Origin of the sequence: Candidatus Planktophila versatilis, from assembly GCF_002288345.1 — a bacterium.
Taxonomy (GTDB): domain Bacteria; phylum Actinomycetota; class Actinomycetes; order Nanopelagicales; family Nanopelagicaceae; genus Planktophila; species Planktophila versatilis_A.
Genome location: NZ_CP016781.1, coordinates 153,952 through 174,757, shown reverse-complemented (window position 1 = coordinate 174,757; position 20,806 = coordinate 153,952). Strand labels below are relative to the sequence as shown.

General features: G+C 49.1%; 14 protein-coding genes and 1 tRNA gene. 6 read left to right on the top strand and 9 right to left on the bottom strand.

Annotation, left to right across the window (positions count from 1 at the left end):
- Window positions 1–32 precede the first annotated feature (32 nt).
- From A1sIIB142_RS00840 to A1sIIB142_RS00830, 3 genes are all read right to left on the bottom strand, one after another.
- Window positions 33–109 (bottom strand) — tRNA-Met (locus A1sIIB142_RS00840).
- Between the two features lie 68 nt (window positions 110–177).
- Window positions 178–2,982 (bottom strand): UPF0182 family membrane protein, encoded by a 2,805-nt coding sequence (locus A1sIIB142_RS00835; protein ID WP_095693290.1) that lies wholly within the window; start codon window positions 2,980–2,982, stop codon window positions 178–180.
- The gene (locus A1sIIB142_RS00830) at window positions 2,979–3,686 is read right to left on the bottom strand and encodes a S16 family serine protease (protein ID WP_190283268.1); all 708 of its coding nucleotides are present in this window, start codon (window positions 3,684–3,686) and stop codon (window positions 2,979–2,981) included. The genes A1sIIB142_RS00835 and A1sIIB142_RS00830 overlap by 4 nt, the downstream gene beginning before the upstream one ends.
- Window positions 3,687–4,264: 578 nt before the next feature.
- Between A1sIIB142_RS00830 and A1sIIB142_RS00820 the strand changes: the two genes are divergently transcribed.
- From A1sIIB142_RS00820 to A1sIIB142_RS00805, 4 genes are all read left to right on the top strand, one after another.
- Complete coding sequence (locus A1sIIB142_RS00820; RefSeq protein WP_095693288.1) at window positions 4,265–5,578, top strand: zinc-dependent metalloprotease; 1,314 nt, start codon at window positions 4,265–4,267, stop codon at window positions 5,576–5,578.
- Between the two features lie 214 nt (window positions 5,579–5,792).
- The gene (locus A1sIIB142_RS00815) at window positions 5,793–6,377 is read left to right on the top strand and encodes a M48 metallopeptidase family protein (RefSeq protein WP_095694113.1); all 585 of its coding nucleotides are present in this window, start codon (window positions 5,793–5,795) and stop codon (window positions 6,375–6,377) included.
- A gap of 131 nt (window positions 6,378–6,508) precedes the next feature.
- On the top strand, window positions 6,509–6,679 hold the full coding sequence (locus A1sIIB142_RS06565) for a DUF5679 domain-containing protein (RefSeq protein WP_095684343.1): 171 nt from the start codon (window positions 6,509–6,511) through the stop codon (window positions 6,677–6,679).
- Window positions 6,680–6,841: 162 nt separating this feature from the next.
- Window positions 6,842–7,963 (top strand): hypothetical protein, encoded by a 1,122-nt coding sequence (locus tag A1sIIB142_RS00805; protein WP_095693287.1) that lies wholly within the window; start codon window positions 6,842–6,844, stop codon window positions 7,961–7,963.
- Window positions 7,964–7,982: 19 nt separating this feature from the next.
- Here A1sIIB142_RS00805 and A1sIIB142_RS00800 read toward each other — a convergent pair whose 3' ends face one another.
- The 4 genes from A1sIIB142_RS00800 to nudC all read right to left on the bottom strand — a co-directional run bounded on the left by A1sIIB142_RS00800 (window position 7,983) and on the right by nudC (window position 11,313).
- Window positions 7,983–8,354, bottom strand: coding sequence for a WhiB family transcriptional regulator (locus A1sIIB142_RS00800; RefSeq protein ID WP_095693286.1), 372 nt, complete (start codon window positions 8,352–8,354; stop codon window positions 7,983–7,985).
- A gap of 128 nt (window positions 8,355–8,482) precedes the next feature.
- Entirely contained in the window at window positions 8,483–8,674 is a 192-nt protein-coding gene (locus A1sIIB142_RS00795; protein WP_095693285.1) for a hypothetical protein, read from the bottom strand.
- A 66-nt stretch (window positions 8,675–8,740) separates the two neighbouring features.
- Entirely contained in the window at window positions 8,741–10,393 is a 1,653-nt protein-coding gene (locus tag A1sIIB142_RS00790) for an ATP-dependent helicase (RefSeq protein WP_095693284.1), read from the bottom strand.
- A complete protein-coding gene (nudC, locus tag A1sIIB142_RS00785) occupies window positions 10,384–11,313 on the bottom strand; it encodes an NAD(+) diphosphatase (RefSeq protein ID WP_095693283.1) in 930 nt (309 codons plus the stop codon). Before nudC ends, A1sIIB142_RS00790 begins: the two co-directional genes overlap by 10 nt.
- Before the next feature lie 25 nt (window positions 11,314–11,338).
- On the opposite strand from nudC, the gene A1sIIB142_RS00780 reads away from it, so the two are divergent.
- Window positions 11,339–12,166 (top strand): endonuclease/exonuclease/phosphatase family protein, encoded by an 828-nt coding sequence (locus A1sIIB142_RS00780; RefSeq protein WP_190283267.1) that lies wholly within the window; start codon window positions 11,339–11,341, stop codon window positions 12,164–12,166.
- A gap of 78 nt (window positions 12,167–12,244) precedes the next feature.
- Entirely contained in the window at window positions 12,245–14,446 is a 2,202-nt protein-coding gene (gene katG, locus A1sIIB142_RS00775) for a catalase/peroxidase HPI (RefSeq protein ID WP_095693281.1), read from the top strand.
- A gap of 1 nt (window position 14,447) precedes the next feature.
- Here katG and A1sIIB142_RS00770 read toward each other — a convergent pair whose 3' ends face one another.
- Window positions 14,448–17,660 carry an ATP-dependent DNA helicase gene (locus A1sIIB142_RS00770; protein WP_095693280.1) on the bottom strand — a complete coding sequence of 1,071 codons (3,213 nt, stop codon included), beginning with the start codon at window positions 17,658–17,660 and terminating at the stop codon, window positions 14,448–14,450.
- Window positions 17,657–20,743, bottom strand: a complete 3,087-nt coding sequence (locus tag A1sIIB142_RS00765) for an ATP-dependent helicase (RefSeq protein WP_095693279.1) — start codon at window positions 20,741–20,743, stop codon at window positions 17,657–17,659. The genes A1sIIB142_RS00770 and A1sIIB142_RS00765 overlap by 4 nt, the downstream gene beginning before the upstream one ends.
- Window positions 20,744–20,806: the final 63 nt, after the last annotated feature.

The following is a 20,806-nucleotide window of genomic DNA, read 5'->3' as shown; positions in this document are numbered from 1 at the left end:
AACTCAGATACTTCGTCTATCAGTTACTTCATTGGTAGCGGGGGCAGGATTTGAACCTACGACCTCTGGGTTATGAGCCCAGCGAGCTACCGAGCTGCTCCACCCCGCGTCGGAAGCGCAATCATAAGCGCAACTACAACACATCACCAAATCGGTGACGTGCGTAGGTGTAATTGACTACTTGCGCGATTGTGCAGCGAGAGCAGCAGCGATAGCTGATTTAAGTCGATCTTGTGCGCGACCATAAGCCGAGAAGTCGCCCTTCGCAAGTGCGGCTTGTCCATCTGCAATTGCTTGCTTAGCACTTTGTAGCGCACTTGCAAGATCAGCAGAACTGTTGCTCGTTGTTGGATTTGCTGTTGATGAAGAAGTTCCAGAGTTTCCACCGAATACTTGATCCAGTGCACCCTTGAGCGAACTATCAAAACCAATCACATCTCCAAATGAGACCAACACTTTCTGAAGTAGTGGGTATGCAGCCGAGTTAGCAGTCGCTAACACATAGACCGGTTGCACGTAGAGCAAACCATTTCCAACTGGAAGTGTGAGCAAATTACCAAGCACAACATCAGATCCACCTTGTCGCAGAAGCGAGAGTGCATTTGCAACTTCTGGCTTGGCTTCGAAGTTCGATGCAACTTGAGATGGTCCTGCGATCGCTGTACTGCGCGGTAATTGCAGGACAGTAATTTTTCCATAATCCGGACCCGCTGTTGAATTCACGGCAGCAAATGCAGAAAGGTTTTCACGTCCACCTCGTGGCACAAATGGAGTTGTTAGCGAGTATGCCGGTGTCTTTGAACCTGGCATCTGCACAGTCATGTAGTACGGCGGCTGCGCACCAGCATTTGCTCCAAAAGTAGAAGGATCGCGCGGCACACGCCAGAAATCTTGTCCACCGTAGAAGGCAGCTGCGTTATTCACATGATACGAACTTAGGATGTCGCGTTGAACACGGAACATATCTTCTGGGTAGCGAACATGCTCCAGTAGCCCCTTAGACATGGCGCTCTTTGCCTTTACTGTATTTGGAAATGCCTTCATCCAGGTCTTAAGGACAGGGTCTTTCTCATCCCACTCATAGAGCGTGACGCTTCCGTTGTAGGCGTCGACAGTTGCTTTGACAGAGTTTCGAATGTAGTTCACCTTCGTATTTGTCTGAGCTGTAATTGAAGTTGAATTCGCTGTCAGCGCATCAGCAGTTGCTGTGGAAAGTGATGTGGTTTGAGCATATGGATAGCCAGCACTTGTTGTGTAACCATCGATAATCCACATAACTTTGCCATCGACAATGGATGGATATGGATCTCCATCGAGAGTAAGCCATGGAGCAACCTTCGCTACGCGCTCACGAGGTGAACGGTTGTAGAGAATCTTGGAATCAGCATTAATGAGGTTAGAAAGCAAGATGCGTTGCTCTTGATACTTAATTGCAAAGAGCAACTTATTAATGGTGCTACCAACGGCAACTCCACCGGTTCCTGTGTATGTGTAATTCTTCTGACCATTTGCAGAACTATCATCTGGATAGTCGAATTCAACTGGAGATTCAGTCTTCTTTCCACCAATTATTGAGTAGTCAGGAACATTCTCACCAAAGTAGATACGGGGCTGGAACTCGCCTAAGCCTTTAGTTGGCGGCAGATCGCCGACTGCAAAACTTGGCTTTCCATCTGCATCCACGGTATTTGCATAGGCTGCAACATAACCGAAGCCGTGTGTATATACCAAGTGATCATTAATCCAATTTCGACTTGGGTTACCTTCGATATTAAGTTCGCGAACAGCTACAACAGCATCACGAGAAACTCCATCGATTGTGTATCGATCAATATCTAGTGACTGTGGGAATGTGTAATACGGCTTAATCTGCTGAAGCTGGCGGAAAGTTGCAGAAATTACATTGGGATCCATCAGTCGGATGTTGGCAATTGTCGCCGCATCCTTTGCAAGTTGCCCAGCACTAGTAGAAAGTGTTGCGTTGTAATCTTGAATCTCAACTCCGTCGAGATCATAAGCAGCGCGGGTAGCTTCAATATTGCGCTCAATATAGGGAGCTTCCTTAGATGATTCAGATGGCTTTACTTGAAATTGCTGAATCGCAGCTGGATACAGACCAGCGATGAGAACTGAAGAGACAACAAGTAAGGCTGTTCCTGCTGCTGGCAATAGCCATGAGCGACGAACGATATTTGCAAAGAAGAGGAGTGAGCAGACCACAGCGATAGCGGACAGGATTGCCTTCGCAGGTAGCAAAGCATTTACATCTGCGAACTTAAGTCCGGTGATGAGGGTGCTCTCTTTAAGTGCGAGGGCAAAGCGATCAAACCAGTAAGCAACGGCTTTGAGTAGAACAATGAGTCCGAGCAGGATAGAAATCTGAACTCTAGCTGCAACAGTTGTTCGGTCAGTTTGCACAGCTGTACGAATTCCGCCATACATGTAATGAACGAATGCACTCGCAAGTGCTGCCAAAATAAGGGTTGAAATTCCCCAACCAATCAAGGCCTGGAAAATTGGGAGTTTAAAAGCAAAGAAGGAGATATCAAGATTGAACTGAGGATCCTTAACGCCAAATTCAGTTGAGTTTCTAAAGAGTAACCACTGGCGCCAGAACGCCATTCCGGAAGATCCGGCAAAATAAATAAGGACCAGACAGATTCCAGCAAAGACTAGGAGTCGAATCGGTTCAATCTGTGCGCGTAAACGCTCGAGGCCATTGACTTCAATACTTGCTGGGACATAGAGCGGACGAGTTCTATATGCAATAAAAATATTGAGTGAGATTACGAAGGAGGTAATTAACCCGATCAGAAGAAAGAGCTGAATCTTTGTGACAAGAACTGTTGTCCAGACGGATGTGAAATCTACAGATTTAAACCAGAGCCAGTCGATATAGAAGTTGCTGAAGTAAAGCGTTGCAGCTGCTAGTGCAACCAATATTCCAGCAGTAATGACAAGCGGGCTACGATTTCTATTCATGCCGATAGATTAGTGCACCCCTGGACCCCTCGAAAATCGGAATTTCCCCCATCTTTAAGCGCCAGATAGGCCTCTTCTAGGGTTGAGACGGCAATTACTTTCAATCCATCTACCTCACCCGAGATCTCATCGCAGTTTTGCCGAGAGATGAAAAGTAGCTCTACGCCAGCTGCGCGCGCCGCCACAATCTTCTCTTGAACGCCACCAATTGCCCCCACCGCACCTGACTTTGAGATTGTTCCGGTGGCTGCAATCTTTCTTCCTTGCAAAAGATTCTCAGGTTCTAGTAGTTCTACTAGACCAAGTGAAAAAATCAGCCCTCCACTTGGACCACCAGTATTTTTCAAGGAAACTTTCAGGGATGCATCGGTAAGCTCAGCAAGGTTTAGCTCTGGATACTTTTTTGCAAAGAGTTTCTTCGTTGCCACAATCGCTGAATTTTGCGATTGCTTCATCTCTTTCGCACCTTCGGCTAATTCAGCCTTGTCATCAGTTACTTTGGGGTAGATAACCGAACGTGGGGTGACTACACATGTCGGCTTAATCCAACAGTGAAGAACTTGAAATCCCAGCACCAGCGTTTGGGGGTTAGTGACCCAGATAGATAGGAGAAACATCTGACCATCGACGGGATAAGTTTTTACTGAATTAACTTTGAGCATCTTTGGAAAGAGTGGATTTCCTTCGCCAGGATTAATCAACACGAAATTAACAGGAAGAACGAGGGGCGCGATAAGAAAAAGAGAGATAAGAATTCTGGTGATCCTAGAAGTCCGTCTATAACCTGTTCTAGCAAGCGCGCGCGGCACTCGAAGAAGTGGAATTCGAGGAATGTGCATAAATTACGTGCTAGTTATCTCGATGTTCTGGGACTTGTTCCTCTGGCACCTGGACTTGAGGCACCTGGGTTACCGGTGCTTGAGTTTCGGTGCGAAAAGAGTCTTGAAAACGCTGGAAGTTTCCCACTGATCGCGTTGTTTCGGATTCGAATTTCCCTTTAAATTTTGAGATCCACAGGACGTAGCCAATTCCGCCGATGAGAGCGCTTATCGGTACTACCCACCAAATTAAGGCGGCAAAAGTGCTACTGCCCGCGACTATTGCAGAGCTATTGCCGAGGAGATCCATAGAAAAGAGCCTACCCTTTCTGGGAAGAAAGTGCTGACCCTCATGGTTGCAGCAGATGTAGATGTATTAGATTTTCATACTGCTCAAACCGATGCATCTGAATAGACTCGAACCAGAAGACAGCGCGGCGCGGAAAGAGAAAAGAGGGTTACACATGTCACCTTTTGGATTTACTCCAGATGATGGAGATGAAGAAGGTAAGAAGCCGGAAGATTTTTCAGCGATGATGCGCCAAATGCAGGAACAAATTCAGAAACAATTTGAACAGATGGGAATAAATCCAGCAGGTTTTATCAATCCATTTGCCGCCTTCGCTGGTGGTAGCACAGATGCACTTCCCAAGAACGTCGTGCGAGATACGGCAAAGAAATTTGTGCAAGTGCAAGGGTCAGAACCAATCGGCACTAAAGATGTCAGTGTGGTTGCTAGCGCCTTTGAAATTTCTGATCTCTGGCTTAATGAAGCAACGCATTTTCCAGCTACGCAATCCTCTTCTTCCCCACGCGCCGTGAGCCGACTCGATTGGGTGGATCTCACACTCGATGGCTGGCACCAGACAATGGAGCCACTTGCTACTGGACTCTCCACTGCAATCTCAGGGCTACTAGATGATGCATCGGGAAGTTCAGAGGAGATGGCCAACTCCATGGGCGCCATCACTGGTCTCTTGCGCACATTTATTGGTTCCATGATTGCCACCCAGTTGGGCCAAGCCATTGGCTCAATCTCGGCATCGGCCACAGGTGTGCACGATGTGGGGCTGCCCTTACTTACCCCGGCGCACCCAGTATTAATCCCAGAAAATATCGAAAAGTGGAGCACCGATCTTGAGATCCCAAAGAGTGAGGTCTATATCTTTCACGCACTTCGGGAAGCTGCGGTAGCAAGATTATTCGAACATAATCCTTGGATTGTTTCCTACATTCGCAGCGCCATTGTTGATTATGGTCGCGGAATTCATATCGATATGGATGCAATTCAACGTCAAGCCGAAGCTGCAATGCAGAACTTTGATCCTTCCCAGATGAATCCAGAATCTGGCGAGAATTCATTCTCGATTGCGCTTAATAAAGGGATCTTTACACCGGAGGAAACACCAGCACAACGCGCTGCACTTTCTAAACTAGAAACAGTACTTGCCCTTGTCGATGGTTGGGCAGATGAAGTCACCACACAAGCAGCCGGTGATCGTTTGCCAGCACTTGCCCAACTTCGCGAGATCTACCGGCGCCAACGTGCAACGAATGCACCATCACAACAACTCTTCTCGTCACTTCTTGGATTACAAGTTTCACCTCGACTAGCGCGAGAAGCGAGCGCCTTCTGGCAGAAGATTCGTGAAGTAAAAGATATTGCAGCTCGCGATCAGATCTGGAGTGGCATTTTGCCAAGTGCCCAGGAGTTACTTGATCCTGAAAAATTCATGAAATCTGCCCAGATTCCAGATGACCTCAGCGGCCTGCTCTAAATAGCCCTAAAAGAAAAGCGAAGTCCCCGGGCGCACATTTTAATATCTGCCTTCCCCTTGCAGATATCAAACGGTTATCCGAGGACTTCGTATGCGCAAAGTACGAGAGTTTTTTGCTGGAATCAAATGTAAATCGCGAAGACACAAGAAAAATTTCTTGTCAATAAATCATGATTCTTCTTCAATTGAAGACTTTCTCTATTACATTTCCTCAATGACAACTTCAGGGTTTCCGGGTGAATTTGAAGAAGAGACTCTGCCGGGGCTCGGCGAAGGCGAAATCATCGTCATTCGCTCTGCTCGGCGAAAGAAAAGTATCTCTGCCTATCGACAGGGTGGAAGAATTGTCATCTCTATTCCAGCGCGCTTGAGTAAAGCTGACGAACGAGTGATCGTGCCGGAGATGATTGCCAAGATTCGTAGCCAAGAGGACTCCCAGACCCCTGGTGAGGCAGATCTGGCTCGGCGCATCGATGAATTACTCACCGAGTTGGCTCCAGAAATTACTATCCGCCCCATTTGCGTTACATGGAGGCCGATGCGCGAGCGTTGGGGCTCATGCACCAGCGTTGATCGCACCATCAGAATCTCAGACCGTTTGAAGCTCGCTCCAGAATACGCCCGGGATTATGTGCTCTTCCATGAAGCCATCCACCTTCAATTCTTCGACCACGGCGAAGGATTTACCGAGGTTTTATCCCGTTTTGAGGACTCTGAGCTAGCAACTGCCTATCTGGATGGCTATGAGGCGGCCGAACGCGCCCTTCTTGCCCCTACAGAACTCTCGAAACTGAGCTAATTCCTTTGATAATCCTGGAAATAAAGATGTAAGGGAATCTACGCGTGATTTCCCCGATTTTGAGCGTGGCGCAGAGTACTGTTTTGACCAGTACGCATGGCGCCTAGCTCATGGGTCGAACGGAGGCAAAAATGGCAGAGGTAGAGACATACAAGGGTGACGCTTACTGCGTTAAGTGCAAAGCAAAGCGTGATTTCGAAGGAACAGTAAAGATCTCCGAGTCTGGTCGTCGCATGGCACAGGGTATTTGCCCAGTGTGTGGCACCAAGGTAAATCGCATTCTCGGCAAGAAGCCAGAATAAGTCACCGCTTATACGTAGAAATAACCCTCGCTCACTGAGCGGGGGTTATTTTTTTACGCGCAGTACTCCCCTGCACTCATAGGGTAAGAAAACACTCGCCTTGCACACAGCGGCGCCGGCGCTGGCAAGTTCAGTCCAAGGTAAGTGCGCATCCTTTGCCACATGAGAGAACTCAAACGCGGTGTTGCACTAAGCCAGAGCAATACACCTGGCCAATACTTCCTAGGAACGCTTAAGCGAGTCATTCGGATCTCCACCCCCGAAGAGAAAGTGATTGCCCTCGCGCTGGCACTCGGAAAGTCTGAGAAAGAAATCCTACAAACACCTAACGTGCTAGATGCAACGGTGAGCACGCTCTTAGCTCAACTCGAAGAAGAAGAATTAATCAACCACGGGCAAGGTGTGCTCAGAGTTTCGCAACGTTTTGTCTCCAAATTAGATAACCGAGTGAAGAAAAATAGTAGACCCGCATTTGATGCTGGAGTCCAACAACTACAACGCAGGTGCGCACCTGAGTTAAATCAAACAAATTGGATTGCCGGTGTCATCGATGGTGGCGTTGAAATGTTAAGTTCCCGGCAAAATTATCTCTGCGAAATTTCGGGAAACAATCGAGTTGCCACACTTCTCTACTCGCTTCTACTTGCAAGCGGACTTTCGCAAGTGCGCTTCACACCAGCATCGCGTGGGGCATTTCCACTCATCAGTGATATCGATATGGCACTTTCAACGTTCCGGCAATCAGATACTGGAACGGCATTTAAGAGCCATTGCGAGATGATGAGAAGAGAACTTGCGCTTTTTCCACTTGATCGCCATGAGAATTATCTAGATGAGGTATCAACTCCTGATTTACGTATTCATTGCGGTGAGATTAATCCGGAAACTCTTTCACTCTGGATGAGCTCTGGCGAAAAATTTCTCATTATTCCTTCTCCACGTGCAGACAGTGCGCTGATTGGTCCGCTGGTAATTCCGGGTGTGAGTCCCTGCCTGCGTTGCTATGAGCTTTCATCCAGGGAACAACGTGGCGTGATAGATCTCCTTGATTTCACGCCAGATTTGGCGAAGGAATACCCACAAATTGCTGCTCACTTTATTGCGGCGATGGCGGCTTCATTGATTGTGCAATTTTGTGATGCCACCACGGTCGCTAATCAGAGAGATACGGCGGCAGACTTCTCAGCGCTGCTCGGAATAGCTATTTCAATTGACTATCAATTACTTGCCTACCCACAGGTGGTGGCGATCCCTCGCCACCCACTCTGTGGGTGTGCCTTTTAAGTTAAGCCAATTACCTGACTTAAGCCAGCGCTTGCTCGTTCTGAACAATGCGAGCAGCTGCAATCACCTGACGTGGTGGTCTCCCGGCACGACGCTTACGTTCAATGATCACGCCATCTTCGATGAGCTGTCCGCCCCACACACCACATGGTTCTTGGCGTGAGAGCGCACCATCGAGACACTTGTTGCGCACCGGACATGTGCCACAGAGCGCCTTCGCCTCTGCAATTCCCTGATCTGTCTCTGAGTAGAAGAGTTCAGGGTCAGCTTGATGGCATGGCAGGGTGAAAGCCTTGGCGTTGTCGTATGTGAATGCCACATCGCTTAGGCCAATCTTTTCGCCGGTCTCTGCCCAGCCTGGTACCTGTAGTTCGCTGAAGAGAACGCTCATCGTCCTCACCCCCTGTTATCTCTCTCTAGTTAGTCTTGCTCTTTTTGTTTATTCTTTTGATTTGGGTAATAAAAAAGGACCTCCAAATCCATCGAGTGGATTTGAGGCCCTTGTGGGACTGTTCGGTTTTATCCGATTAGTACTCCAGTAGCCTCATCCACTGCATAAAAGTTGGCGTAAAACGCTGACTTTGTAGCTGTGGGCCAAACTGTTCGCTTATGTGAACGCTTGGTTGCAGAAGCTGTTGAATGTGTGAAGGCAGCAGAGGGTGCAGCAGCGCTTGCGCCTGCTGTGATGATTGAAGTCATGACATTTGCCATTTTCAATCCCCTTCCCTGTTTTCGAACTCTAAGGGTACAAGATGGTCATTGATTCGTGCAAGGCAATTAAATAAGGCCTGATTCACGCAGGAATTGGCTTGGATTGCCCCGATAGGAGATATGCAGATCAGCCTTGGCGCGGGTGATTCCCACATAAAAGAGCCTACGTTCCTCTTCGAAAACGGCCTCACCTGAACTATTAGTCAACGGCAATTGGCCATCTGATGCGCCAATTAAAAATACCCGCTCCCATTCCAGACCTTTAGCTGCATGCAGCGTTGCCAGTGTGACAACTGGCATGGTCGGTGGATTGTTCTGTTGCACTCGGTCTTCTACTTCGCGCAGATATGTGCGCAAAGTTTTCGGAGTGAAATTATCATCGTCATCTAGTTCACGCGCTAAATGCAGTAGCGCTGCAATTCCATCAATCGCCTCACCTGTTAAATAAGGCTGAGCAAGGGAGCGAAGTTCATCGATCCACCCTTGGCCTTCAGCCGGAATAACCGATGCTTGCCGCACTTGCTTGAGGAAATCACGCACTTCGCGGCGTTCAAAGAATCTTTCTGTGTTTCGCACTTGATATGGAATCTTCTGCGCCAGCATTGCTTTCTCTGCACCTTTAAGTTGTGCATTAGTTCTAGCCAAGATCGCAACCTCTTGTGGCTGGGTGCCATTTACCAACAGGGCATTGATTTGCGCCATGACTCCGCGAATCTCGGCCGGTTCATCGCCATAGCCGGTGACAATTGGTTTCGAGCCATGGCTATTGAAGGCAACAAGTTCCTGACCCATAGTTCCGTGACGCAAGAGCGCATTGGCAGCAAAGGTGATTTCAGGAGTGGAGCGGTATCCAGTTGTTAAACGAATAACTTCGGCTTCCGGATAACGTTGCGTAAATGAATTAAGGAATACCGGGGTGGCACCAGCAAATGAATAAATAGTTTGGGCGGGATCACCAACGACACAGATATCGGTGCGCGTTCCAAGCCAAGCATTAATCAGTCGCTGTTGAATGGGAGAAATATCTTGGTACTCATCGATAGTGAAATACCGATATTGGTCTTGCACTCGCTCGCGCACATCGCGCTCTTCTTCTAACATCGCAGAACATAAGAGAAGTACATCTTCGAAATCAATGGCGAGCTCTTGCTTTTTAATTGATTCATAGGCGGTATAGACCTGAACCATCTGCTCTGGCGTAACACGAGGCTTCTGCATTCGCTTACTTACTTCATTGATGTAATCAGTGGGTCCGACTTGAGAGACCTTCGCCCATTCAATCTCAGCGGCAATATCTCGCATCAATTCGCGGTTGGTAGCACGCAGCGAGCCACTTAGCCCCGCGCGATTAATTGCTTCGGTAAGAAAGCCAGTCTTGGTTGTCATCAGATCTGGTGTGCGACCACCGAATACTGAGGGCCAAAAGTAGAGCAGCTGCTTAAGGGCAGCAGAGTGAATCGTGCGAGCGGCAACGGCCGGCACGCCAAGTGTGCGAAGTCGGGCTCGCATTTCACCAGCAGCTTTTGCCGTAAATGTCAGCGCCAATACTTTCTGCGGATCCATCGTGCCAATCGCTGCTGCATAGGCAATGCGATGTGTGATTGCGCGAGTTTTTCCGGTGCCAGCACCTGCAATGACGCAGAGGGGACCACGTGTAGCAAGTGCTACCGCCCTTTGATCAGGATCAAGGGCTGCAAGTATTGAGTCTTCTATCGCCATGTCTGGCCGCCGGGTGCGCTCTCACCCAACCAGCGTTCAATCATCTTGCGGGCAACTGAAATTGATGGTGGGAGCAAGAGCGAACCATCTTTAGCCGCAGCCAATAATTGCGCGCGGGTAAACCATTTCACTTCTGTGATTTCTTGCCCATCACCTTGTGCGCGCTCTGGATTATCTGTCACTGCTTCAAATGCAATCATGATGCTGGCCGGAAATGGCCACGGTTGTGATCCTAAGTAGTTCAACTCTGTTACAACAACTGCTGACTCTTCTAAAACTTCGCGCGCAACGCACTGTTCAAATGTTTCTCCGGGTTCAAGAAAACCAGCAAAGGTAGAGAATCGACCTTCTGGCCAGATTGGTTGATGTCCAAGCAAAATGCGATCATCACGATCTTTGACAAGCACAATCACTGCAGAATCGGTGCGTGGGTGATGTTGGCTGCCATCTGCATCGCACGTGCGCGCTGCTCCACCAAGATCCACTCGAGTTGCGCCACCACATCTCGGACAACGTGGATGTGCACGATGCCAATTACTTAACCCCATGGCATGTAATGAAATTTCTAACTCTTGCTCACTCAGTAGTGAGCCAATCTCACGAACGGTGGAGAATCCGACTTCTTTGACTTCATCATCGATTGTGCCGACCCACTCGGTATCCCATGCAAAGAAAGGCGCCTTGGTGTGCAGATCTAAACCTAAGAAATAGCGACTTCCTTCAGTAAATGTGTGTGCGGCAATATGCGCCGCCACTTGTTTGGCGTTGATGAGGCTCAATTTTGAATCAACTGCTGCAATGCGACCTTCTGCAATCTGCAAGATTTGTGCGCGTTGCCACAATTGATCAAGTGATTCTTGGTTCACCCGAAGTTCACCTGCACGATCAATGCGGGAGGTGTGTTGGTTTATCGCGCTCACTGGTGCAGGTTACTAGTGTGTGGGGGTGCGCATCACCTCATGGAATCTCCTGCATGGAATCTCAATCCCACCTAGGAATTCACCCGATACGGCCGCCGAACTCGCAGCTGCGGTGCAGTCTCTGAACTCAGATGTGATGGGCTTTCAGGAAGTCGATCACTTCTTGCCACGGTCGCAGTCTCGTCCGCAGATTCGAGATATCGCAGAGAGCGTTGGTGCGCGCGACTGGGCGATGGGTCCCAGTGTGATTGGTACACCCGGTGAGTCATGGCGAAAATTACACGAGCACGAACCTGCGTTGATTACAGATAAGAGTTCTCATTCCGAACTCATGCATGAGTGTTATGGAATTGGAATTGTTTCAAAGATTGCCGTGAAGTCATGGCATAGATTAGATCTAGGTCGTTCCCTACTTGGACTTCCGCTGATTGTTCCTGGTGATGAAACTGGAAAAGGAAGACCACGTTTTATCTATGTAAAAGATGAACCACGTCTTGCTATCGCAGCTGTCTTAGAAAATGGTTGGACAGTTGTGAATACCCATCTCTCTTTTGTCCCAGGATTGAATTTGCGACAACTGCGTAGAATCAAAAAATGGGCGCTGCAAATTGCAGAAGAAAGTGGCACCCGCGCGATAGTCATGGGTGATCTGAACTTGCCTATGAATCTGCCTACCGTCTTCTCCCCCTGGAATTCATTGGCCCCGGGCAACACCTACCCCAGCTGGGGAGCCTCGATTAAGTTCGACTATCTGCTTTCCAAAGATTTACATCCGGGTGAATTCTCCGTGATGGATATCTCACGCACCGGGTTAAGTGACCATTTGCCAATCGGTATCCAGCTTTCGAATTAACAATTTTTCGCACTTCGGCTAGCCTGTGCTCGTATCTAGTCAGTCTATTTGTAGCTTTTCTTAACTGGAGGAACGACCATGACCACAACTGCATCTCCTACCTCAACCGTTACCGCGCAGTGCCCATACTCCGGTAGCCAACTCAATACCGCTGGCACATACAACACTGACTGGTGGCCAAATAGATTAGATCTCTCGGTCTTGCGCGCAAACTCTCCGGTCTCTGATCCTATGGGTGAAGATTTTGATTACGCCAAAGAATTCTCAAAGCTCAATATCAAAGCGGTAAAGAAAGATATTGAAGCGCTGATGACAACATCACAAGAGTGGTGGCCAGCAGATTATGGACATTACGGTCCATTCTTTATTCGTTTAGCTTGGCATAGCGCAGGCACATATCGCACACACGATGGTCGCGGTGGCGCTGGTGCTGGCATGCAACGCTTTGCTCCTATTAATAGCTGGCCCGATAACGGAAATCTTGATAAGGCTCGTCGTCTACTCTGGCCAATTAAGCAGAAGTATGGCAAGAAGTTGTCCTGGGCAGATCTGATGATTCTTGTTGGTAACTGCGCAATTGAATCAATGGGACTCAAGACTTTTGGTTTTGGTGGCGGACGCGAAGATGTCTGGGAGCCAGATGAGACTTACTGGGGTAAAGAAAAAGTCTGGCTTACCAACGAGCGTTACTCAGGTAATCGCGTACTAGAGAAGCCACTTGCTGCGGTGCAGATGGGTCTTATCTATGTAAACCCACAAGGTCCAGATGGAAATCCAGATCCACTTTTATCAGCTATCGATATTCGTGAAACATTTGCGCGCATGGCGATGAATGATGAAGAAACAGTTGCCCTCATTGCTGGCGGTCACACATTTGGTAAGGCACACGGTGCGGCAGATCCCGATAAGTATGTTGGGGCAGAGCCAGAAGGCGCGCCTATCGATGAGATGGGCCTTGGCTGGAAGAACTCATTTGGAACTGGAAAAGGTTCAGACACAATCACCAGCGGACTAGAAGGTGCTTGGACATCAACTCCAACTAAGTGGGATAACAACTACTTTAAAACTCTCTTTAAGTATGAGTGGAAGCAGACCAAGTCACCTGGTGGCGCAGTTCAATGGATTCCAACCGATGAATCTGCAGCAAAGGCTGTGCCTGATGCACATATTTCAGGCAAGACACATGCACCTGTCATGCAAACGACAGATCTAGCACTTCGCATGGACCCTGCCTATGAAAAGATTTCCCGTCGCTTTGCCGAAGATCTCGATGCACTGGCAGATGCATTTACTCGCGCCTGGTACAAACTCACACACCGCGATATGGGACCTGCAGTTCGCTACCTCGGTTCCCTTGTTCCATCCGAAGAACTCATCTGGCAAGATCCACTTCCAGCTCGCCCAAAGCGAGTAATTGGAAAGGCTGAGATTGAAATCTTAAAGAAGCGAATTCTTAGCAGCGGTCTCACCTCTGCGCAGTTGGTAACAACAGCCTGGGCATCAGCATCATCTTTCCGTGGAACAGATAAGCGTGGTGGTGCCAATGGTGCTCGCATTCGCTTAGAGCCACAGATCAGCTGGGAAGCAAATAACCCGAAGGAACTAAAGAAAGTTCTTGCTGTTCTGGAGAAGATTCAAGCTAACTTCAATAAGAAATCAGCGAAGAAAGTTTCTCTTGCAGATCTGATTGTCTTAGGTGGCACCGTCGCCGTGGAAATGGCGGCAAAGAAAGCTGGTGTGAAGACCAAGGTGCGTTTCACACCAGGTCGCACAGATGCCACTCAGGCGCAGACAGATGTCTTCTCATTCGGATACCTTGAGCCAACAGCTGATGGTTTCCGTAACTACAAGAGTGCATCTGACTCACACCCTACTGAAATCGCACTTGTTGATAAGGCTGCATTCCTTGAATTAACCCCTCCAGAAATGACTGTGCTTGTTGGTGGTCTTCGCGTACTGGGTGCTAATTACGACGGCTCAAAGACTGGTGTACTCACATCAAAGAAGGAGACGCTCACAAACGACTTCTTCGTCAACATCCTTGACACCAAGTATGAGTGGGCGCCAACTTCAAGTCAGAATGAGCTCTTTGAGGCAAAAGATCGCAAGACCGGAAAAGTTAAGTGGACCGCTTCTCGCGCAGACTTAGTCTTCGGTTCTCACTCAGAACTTCGCGCACTTTCAGAGGTCTACGCGAGTGCTGATTCAGCGACAAAGTTTGTCGAAGACTTCGTAGCTGCCTGGAGCAAGGTTATGGAGCTTGATCGCTTCGATATCTAAATTACTTAAGTAATAACAGGTCGGTGAGCGCATCTTCACTTAGAAGATTTGCTCGCCGATCTGTTTTATTTATCGGCACATAATAAAAAGCGGCCGAGACCTGCTCAACTGCAATCGCCTGCAACTTAGCCCAGGCAAGTCGATAGACAGCTAACTGCACAGCTGATGATTCACCTAAAGTCTTCGAGCCAGTCTTCCAGTCGACTACTTCAAAACCGTTACTGGTCTTATAGACGGCATCGATGCGACCGCGCACAAGCACGCCAGCAATAACAGTCTCAAAAGGAACTTCTACCGCATGCGGTTGCAACTTCGCCCACTCAGAGGCCAGCCACTTCGCTTTGAGATCTTCAAGTTTCTGGTCTTGCTCAAAAGGTGTGATCAAATCAAAGTCTTCATCATCAAAGAGCGTTTTTGCATTGAAATGGTTCTCAATCCATAAGTGAAATGCCGTTCCGCGATGTGAGTATTCATCCATAGCTCGCGGCATTGGCCGGCGAATGTTTCGAGCAAGTTCTACTGGATCTTCATGCAGTGCAATGAGCGTGGAAGTAGAAAGACGCGGTGGCAATGCAACATCGCGTGCACCTAACTTAAACTCTTCAAATTCGGCAATGATTGCCCGGGCATCCTCAACTAGCTCCGCCAGTTCTGCCGGTGCAGGTGCATCTAGGTTTAACGGCGCAGCTGATTCAACAAGTGCCACGGTGCGATCAAAAGCTGCCCGCTTGTCTCCGAGTGGATCTTGTGGCCACTGCGCTGTGATCTCAATATCTTTCGCTGGGTTTCGATCCGTGCTCTCTGGGGCAGTGGGGGCGCTGAGCACTGTGCCGCACTGACTTGCTACCTGTTGCACCTTCTCATAAAGCACTGATGGTTGAACAGGTTTTGCGCCATCACGCCAGAACGAAGTCGAACAGAATAAGTGTGTGCGGGCGCGCGTGATGGCAACATAGCCAAGGCGAATCTCTTCCCGCATCTTAAAATCAACGCACTCTTGGGCAAAGGCATCTATCGCCTTTTTAGCTTGCGCATTAGTTGTTGCAGCGCTCCACGAGAACGTTGGCAAGATGTCAGCATCTCCGCGCAGTGAAAATGGAATATGGCGTTCATTGGTAATCCAGTTATCAGGATCACTTGCATTGGCTCCAGGGAATGTGCCCTGCGCTAACCCTGGAACTGCAACAACATCCCACTCGGCGCCTTTTGCCATGTGGACGGTGAGAATCTGAACCACACTGGCATCGGCCTCCGGCGCCCCGGCTTTGAGTCCACCTTCTTCTTCACTTGCAACATCAAGCCATTGCAAGAAGGCAGAAAGTGAGCCACCACTACGAGCAAACTTTGCCGCCTCATCCATAAAGCGATCAAGGTGGCGCCGGCCATGTGTGCCACCATCTCGTAACATCACTTCGGTCTCTAAGTTCAGATAGCGCTCGATTTCAACGATGAGATCGGTAATGGGTGCAGATGCACGTGAACGCAAGCGTCGTAGGTCGGAGGCAAAAGTTGCAAGTCGTTGGTAGCCAGCGCTACTGAACTTGGATTTGTCGCACTTCTCAATTTCATCAAGTGCGTCAATCACACTTCCAATAAACTGATCATCGGCTTCAGCCGATGCTGGATTGCCGGCAACAATGTTCTTCACAATGCTGCGGCTATCAGAAGAGAGCGCTTCTGAGCGCGAGCGTGCAAAGCGACCAAGGGCGGCAATATCGCGTGGACCTAAGTTAATGCGCGCTCCGGTTAAGTGACGCATCAGTGATGCACCAGCGCTGGGGTTGTTAATAATTTTCAGCATCGCCACCAAATCTGCGACTTCCGGAACATGCACAAGTCCGCCTAAACCAAGGACTTCCGAGGGTATCCCGGCCTTTGCTAGCGCCTCTTGAATGAGTGCTATCTGCGCCCGCTTTCGCACCAAGACCGCGAAGGTGCGTGGAACTTTTTGGTGCGGTTGTAAGCGACTTGGGTTATTCCACAGCGGTGTGAAGTATTCAGAAATTGCCGTTGCCTCTGCCTCAACGTTTTCAAAGATTCCGCAGGTGAGATCACCAGCACCTGCATGTTCGTGTGGCTTTAGTGCTGCCACGTTAATTCCTTCGAGTTCTCGCACGCCAGCCGAGATTTCATTTGCAAGTGCGAGAATTGATTTATCGTTTCGGTAGGTGGTCAGTAATTCATAGACCTTCTTACCGGTAGCACCGTCGGCCTTTGGAAAGTTTGTATTAAAGGCGCTAATCGTTCCAGAAGAAGCACCCCGCCAGGTGTAGATAGATTGGCAGGGGTCACCTACGGCGGTAACAGGATGGCCGCCACCGAAGAGCGCTGAAAGCAAACGCACCTGTGATTGCGACGTATCTTGATACTCATCAAGAAGTACAACTGGATATTTAGCGCGCTCTAATACCCCGACATCTGCAAAGTTAACTGCAATATCTGCAGCCAGTGCTATCTGATCATCAAATGAGAGTTCACCTGATTTTCTTCGTTCCTCCAAAAATGCTTGCATCATTGGCAGCATTGCAATGCGCTGGTTGAGTACTTTTGCCACCTTACGTGTCTCTTCGTTAGTTGCACCCGTCATCTGTGCAAGTTGCTCAAGAACTTTCTCATCCGCGCCTCGGATCTGATCAACGCTCACGCGATGTTCTAAGACCATTGAGGTAAGGCCCAGTAAGTCTTTGACCACAGTACTGGCAGCATCATTTGTATTAAAAATGCCGTCATCCCACTCGCGGACCAACTTGTTGGCAGACATCCAGAGCGCTGCTTCACCCAGTGGCTGCACATCAGCATCGATGCCATAACGAATTGCATGTTCACTGAGCAACCGCCCGGCATAGGAGTGATAGGTAGTAACTGCAGTCTCAAGGCTGCTAAATGTGCGCTCTATGCCTTGCTTATCTGCTGCCTGCTGAAATTGGCGTAGGCGTTTGCGAATTCGGGTATTGAGTTCACCAGCGGCCTTGCGGGTGAAGGTAAGGCCAAGAATTTGATCAGGGCGGGCGAAACCATTGGCAACTAAATACACAACGCGCGCGGCCATAGTCTCGGTCTTGCCAGAGCCGGCGCCAGCGATAACAACAGCTGGCTCCAGTGGATTATCAAAGATAGAAATGATGGGGCGCTGCTCATCAGATGGAAGATGGAATGTGGGATCGATAGAGATAATCATCTCCGCTACCTGATCAGGTGTGTATTTCTCAATCATTGGTGCACCGCTTTGCCTTCAAGATAGAGCGGACATGAAGGTTTGACCTTGCAACCCTTACACATATCGTTCTTACGTGCAGTAAATGTGGCACCGCCCATACCAACGGCAATCTCTTCCAGGATAGTTTGTGTGGCCTCAACATCAACCAACGCATCTTGTTCGCGGGTGCTGTAGCTCTTATTTTTACTTGCCAGATAGACAAGCTGGGCGCCAGAGACGGCAGTTGACGTTAACTTCTCAGCAAAGCCATCTAGAACAACACCGAGCTGGTAACAAGCTAGCTGCAGGTTAGTTTTGGCATCATCGCCGGAAATTTCTTTCTTGCCTGTTTTAAAGTCAATAATGTAATGCTTGCCTTCGCTATCAACTTCAATTCGATCTACATTTCCTCGAATGACTGCTCGCCCTACAGTGATTTCAAAACTCCGCTCAACTCCAGCAACGCTTCGGTTGTTATCAGCCAATGACTTACTGTGAAATACCGAGAATCGCTCCAGCATCTTTTGTGCGCGTGCAAGGGCGGCATGGCTTATCCAGCCTTGACTATCATCAATCAGCGGCCATGACTCAAGAAGCTTGTGCTGCAGTTGTTCATCAGTAATTGCCGGTTCATCAACTTTAAGGCGAGCAAATTCGTGAATGACAGAACCTAATAGCTGCGCTGTGGAATCGCCATCAGTGCCACCGCTCTTTTCCAGAAACCATTTCAGTCCGCACTCAGTGAAGTTCTCTGCCCCCGATGGTGAAACTGGCACAGGTGCACCAGCATCGATGACTGGTGCATCGGTAGTGATGGGCACTGCTCCCAGCCATTGTGATGGCGCAGCTAGATGTATTCCATGCGTGCTCAAGGTTTTAAGTAGCGCAGCTGCATCGGTGTTCCCTGTAAGAGTTACCTCCCGGCGCAAGGTGGCAACAAGTGCCGGCGCCGTCAGTGGTCTTGGAATTTCAATTGTTGCATCAGATGCGCCACATGAGTGCGCAAAATCTTCAAAGAAAATTGATGGTGTGAGATCTTCGCGCGCAACTGCTGTGACAAGAAGTGACTCTGAAGCACGTGTTGTTGCCACATGAAATAAACGTGCTTCATCTTGGGCAAGTGAATCTGCCGCAATCATATCCAGCGTAGTTTGAGCAAGCTCATCACCATGTCGCACCCGCTCTACCAATCGTTCAGCGCCCAATAAAGAACTTCGTTGTTTTAGATTCGGCCAGGTGCCTTCTTGCACACCTGCTACCGCAACATGACTCCACTGACGTCCCTTTGCCGAATGCACGGTGAGAATCTCAACCACATCTGGGCGCACTCCACGCGAGGTAATGAGGTCTGAAACAATGGTTTCATTCTCAATCTCTTGTAAAAAGAGCTCTGGTTTAGCACCTGGAAAACGTTCAATATGGCGAGCTGCAGAATCAAAGAGTTGAATCATGGCATCGAGATCTCGATCAGCTGCAGCTCCTCGGGAGCCACCTTTCAGTGCTGCTGTGCGCCATGATTCTGAAATCTTTTCATTCTCGCTATTTACCGCGTTATTCCAGATTGCCCATAAAAGATCGTGAATCGTGGCGCTCTTCTTGGCAATTGATTTCTTTGCTGCCACTAAGAGTTCGTGAATACGTAATAGTTCGGCAGAATCTTCGATGGCAACATCGCCAGTAGTGATGGCATCCAGAATAAGTTGGGTGCCAGAGCGTTTATCGCTCGCTTCATCGCGCGCAGCCAGTAGCGCCGCACGTGTGCGCCGCAGTGAAACCGAAGTTGCCCCACCGAATTCGCTGGTGAGTAACTTCTCTGCCGTATCAAGGTTGAGTGGTTGCGCACCCGTTGCCACTCGTGCAATGAGGAGAAATGGCGCAATGGCAGCGTTATTTGCGATCGCTTCCACATCACCGGCGGTAGGAATACCAACTTGGGCAAAAGCTCTGCGAATAGCTGCGGCGCTCTGTCCATGTGAGCGCACAATCACTGCCATCTGCGAATAGGCGACCCCGCCCATGAGATGAGCCCGTTTAAATTGGTAAGCAATGTATTGCGCTTCCTCAGATTCAGAAAAGAGTCGGACAGCTTGTGTGCCAGGTGTGCCACGAAAATTTGTGGTGAGTTCAATTTTCTTCGCACCCTTTGCCACATAAGAATCAATTACAGCGCCAACACCTTCCGGGTCTGCGCCGCGAAATCTTCCCACCGCACTGGCTGCATCAGCGATGATCACGAGGTCTTGCCCAGCTAATAGTTGTAACAAGTTTCGCTGAGCGGGATCACTTTCTTGGAATTCATCAACAATGATGGTGCTAAATCGTGCGCGCAGCTCAGTCAAAAGTTCTGAGTTACTGCGGAGATAATTAATTGCAGTGTTAATGATTTCAGATGGATCAATGCGCACCTTGGCATCACCGGCCAGCACTTCTTGCAGTGTCATAGCACCTAGATAGCGCTTCCAGAATTGGGCAGCCCCTGGCCAATACTTCTCACCAAGTTGTTTGCCGCGAAGCTCTAACTCATCCGGAGTAATTCCACGTTCATTGGCGCGCATAATGAGATCGCGTAGCTCGCGCACAAATCCTTGCGTCTGCAGTGGCTCACCTAGTGATTGCTCTGTGCGCTGTAAGTCGGCATGCCATTGTTGATAGCCATCTTCGATATCACCTGCTAGTAACTGTGCGATAAAAGTCTCTTGCTCGGCACCTGATAACAAAATAATTTCGCGCACATTCTCCGCCGTGCGCATCTTAAGAATTGAATATGCCAGTGAGTGAAATGTGCGCGCTAGTGGTTCATGTGCTGTCTTAGCTGAGCGAGTGACAATCGCATCGCGAATTTCAGAGGCACGTTCGCGCCCGTAAGCAATAATCAAAATTGAATCGGGGCTTTGTCCTGCGGCAATTCGGGAAAGCGCTGCTTCAATCACAACTGTGGTCTTACCAGTGCCAGTTGCGCCAGTGTTTATCAGTGGGGAGCCGCGGTGAGCAACTGCAGCTTGCTGTTCTGCGCTGAGTTGATGAGCCTGTGCGAAAGGCAGAAACCCCTCATCGTGACTTCGCACTAGGCGAAGCGGTGATGAAGGGTTCTGCTTACTCATAGTTGCTATTTAACCCTACGGCGGTGACAAGTCACGTGAGCCCAAGGTCGATTCACTCTGGTG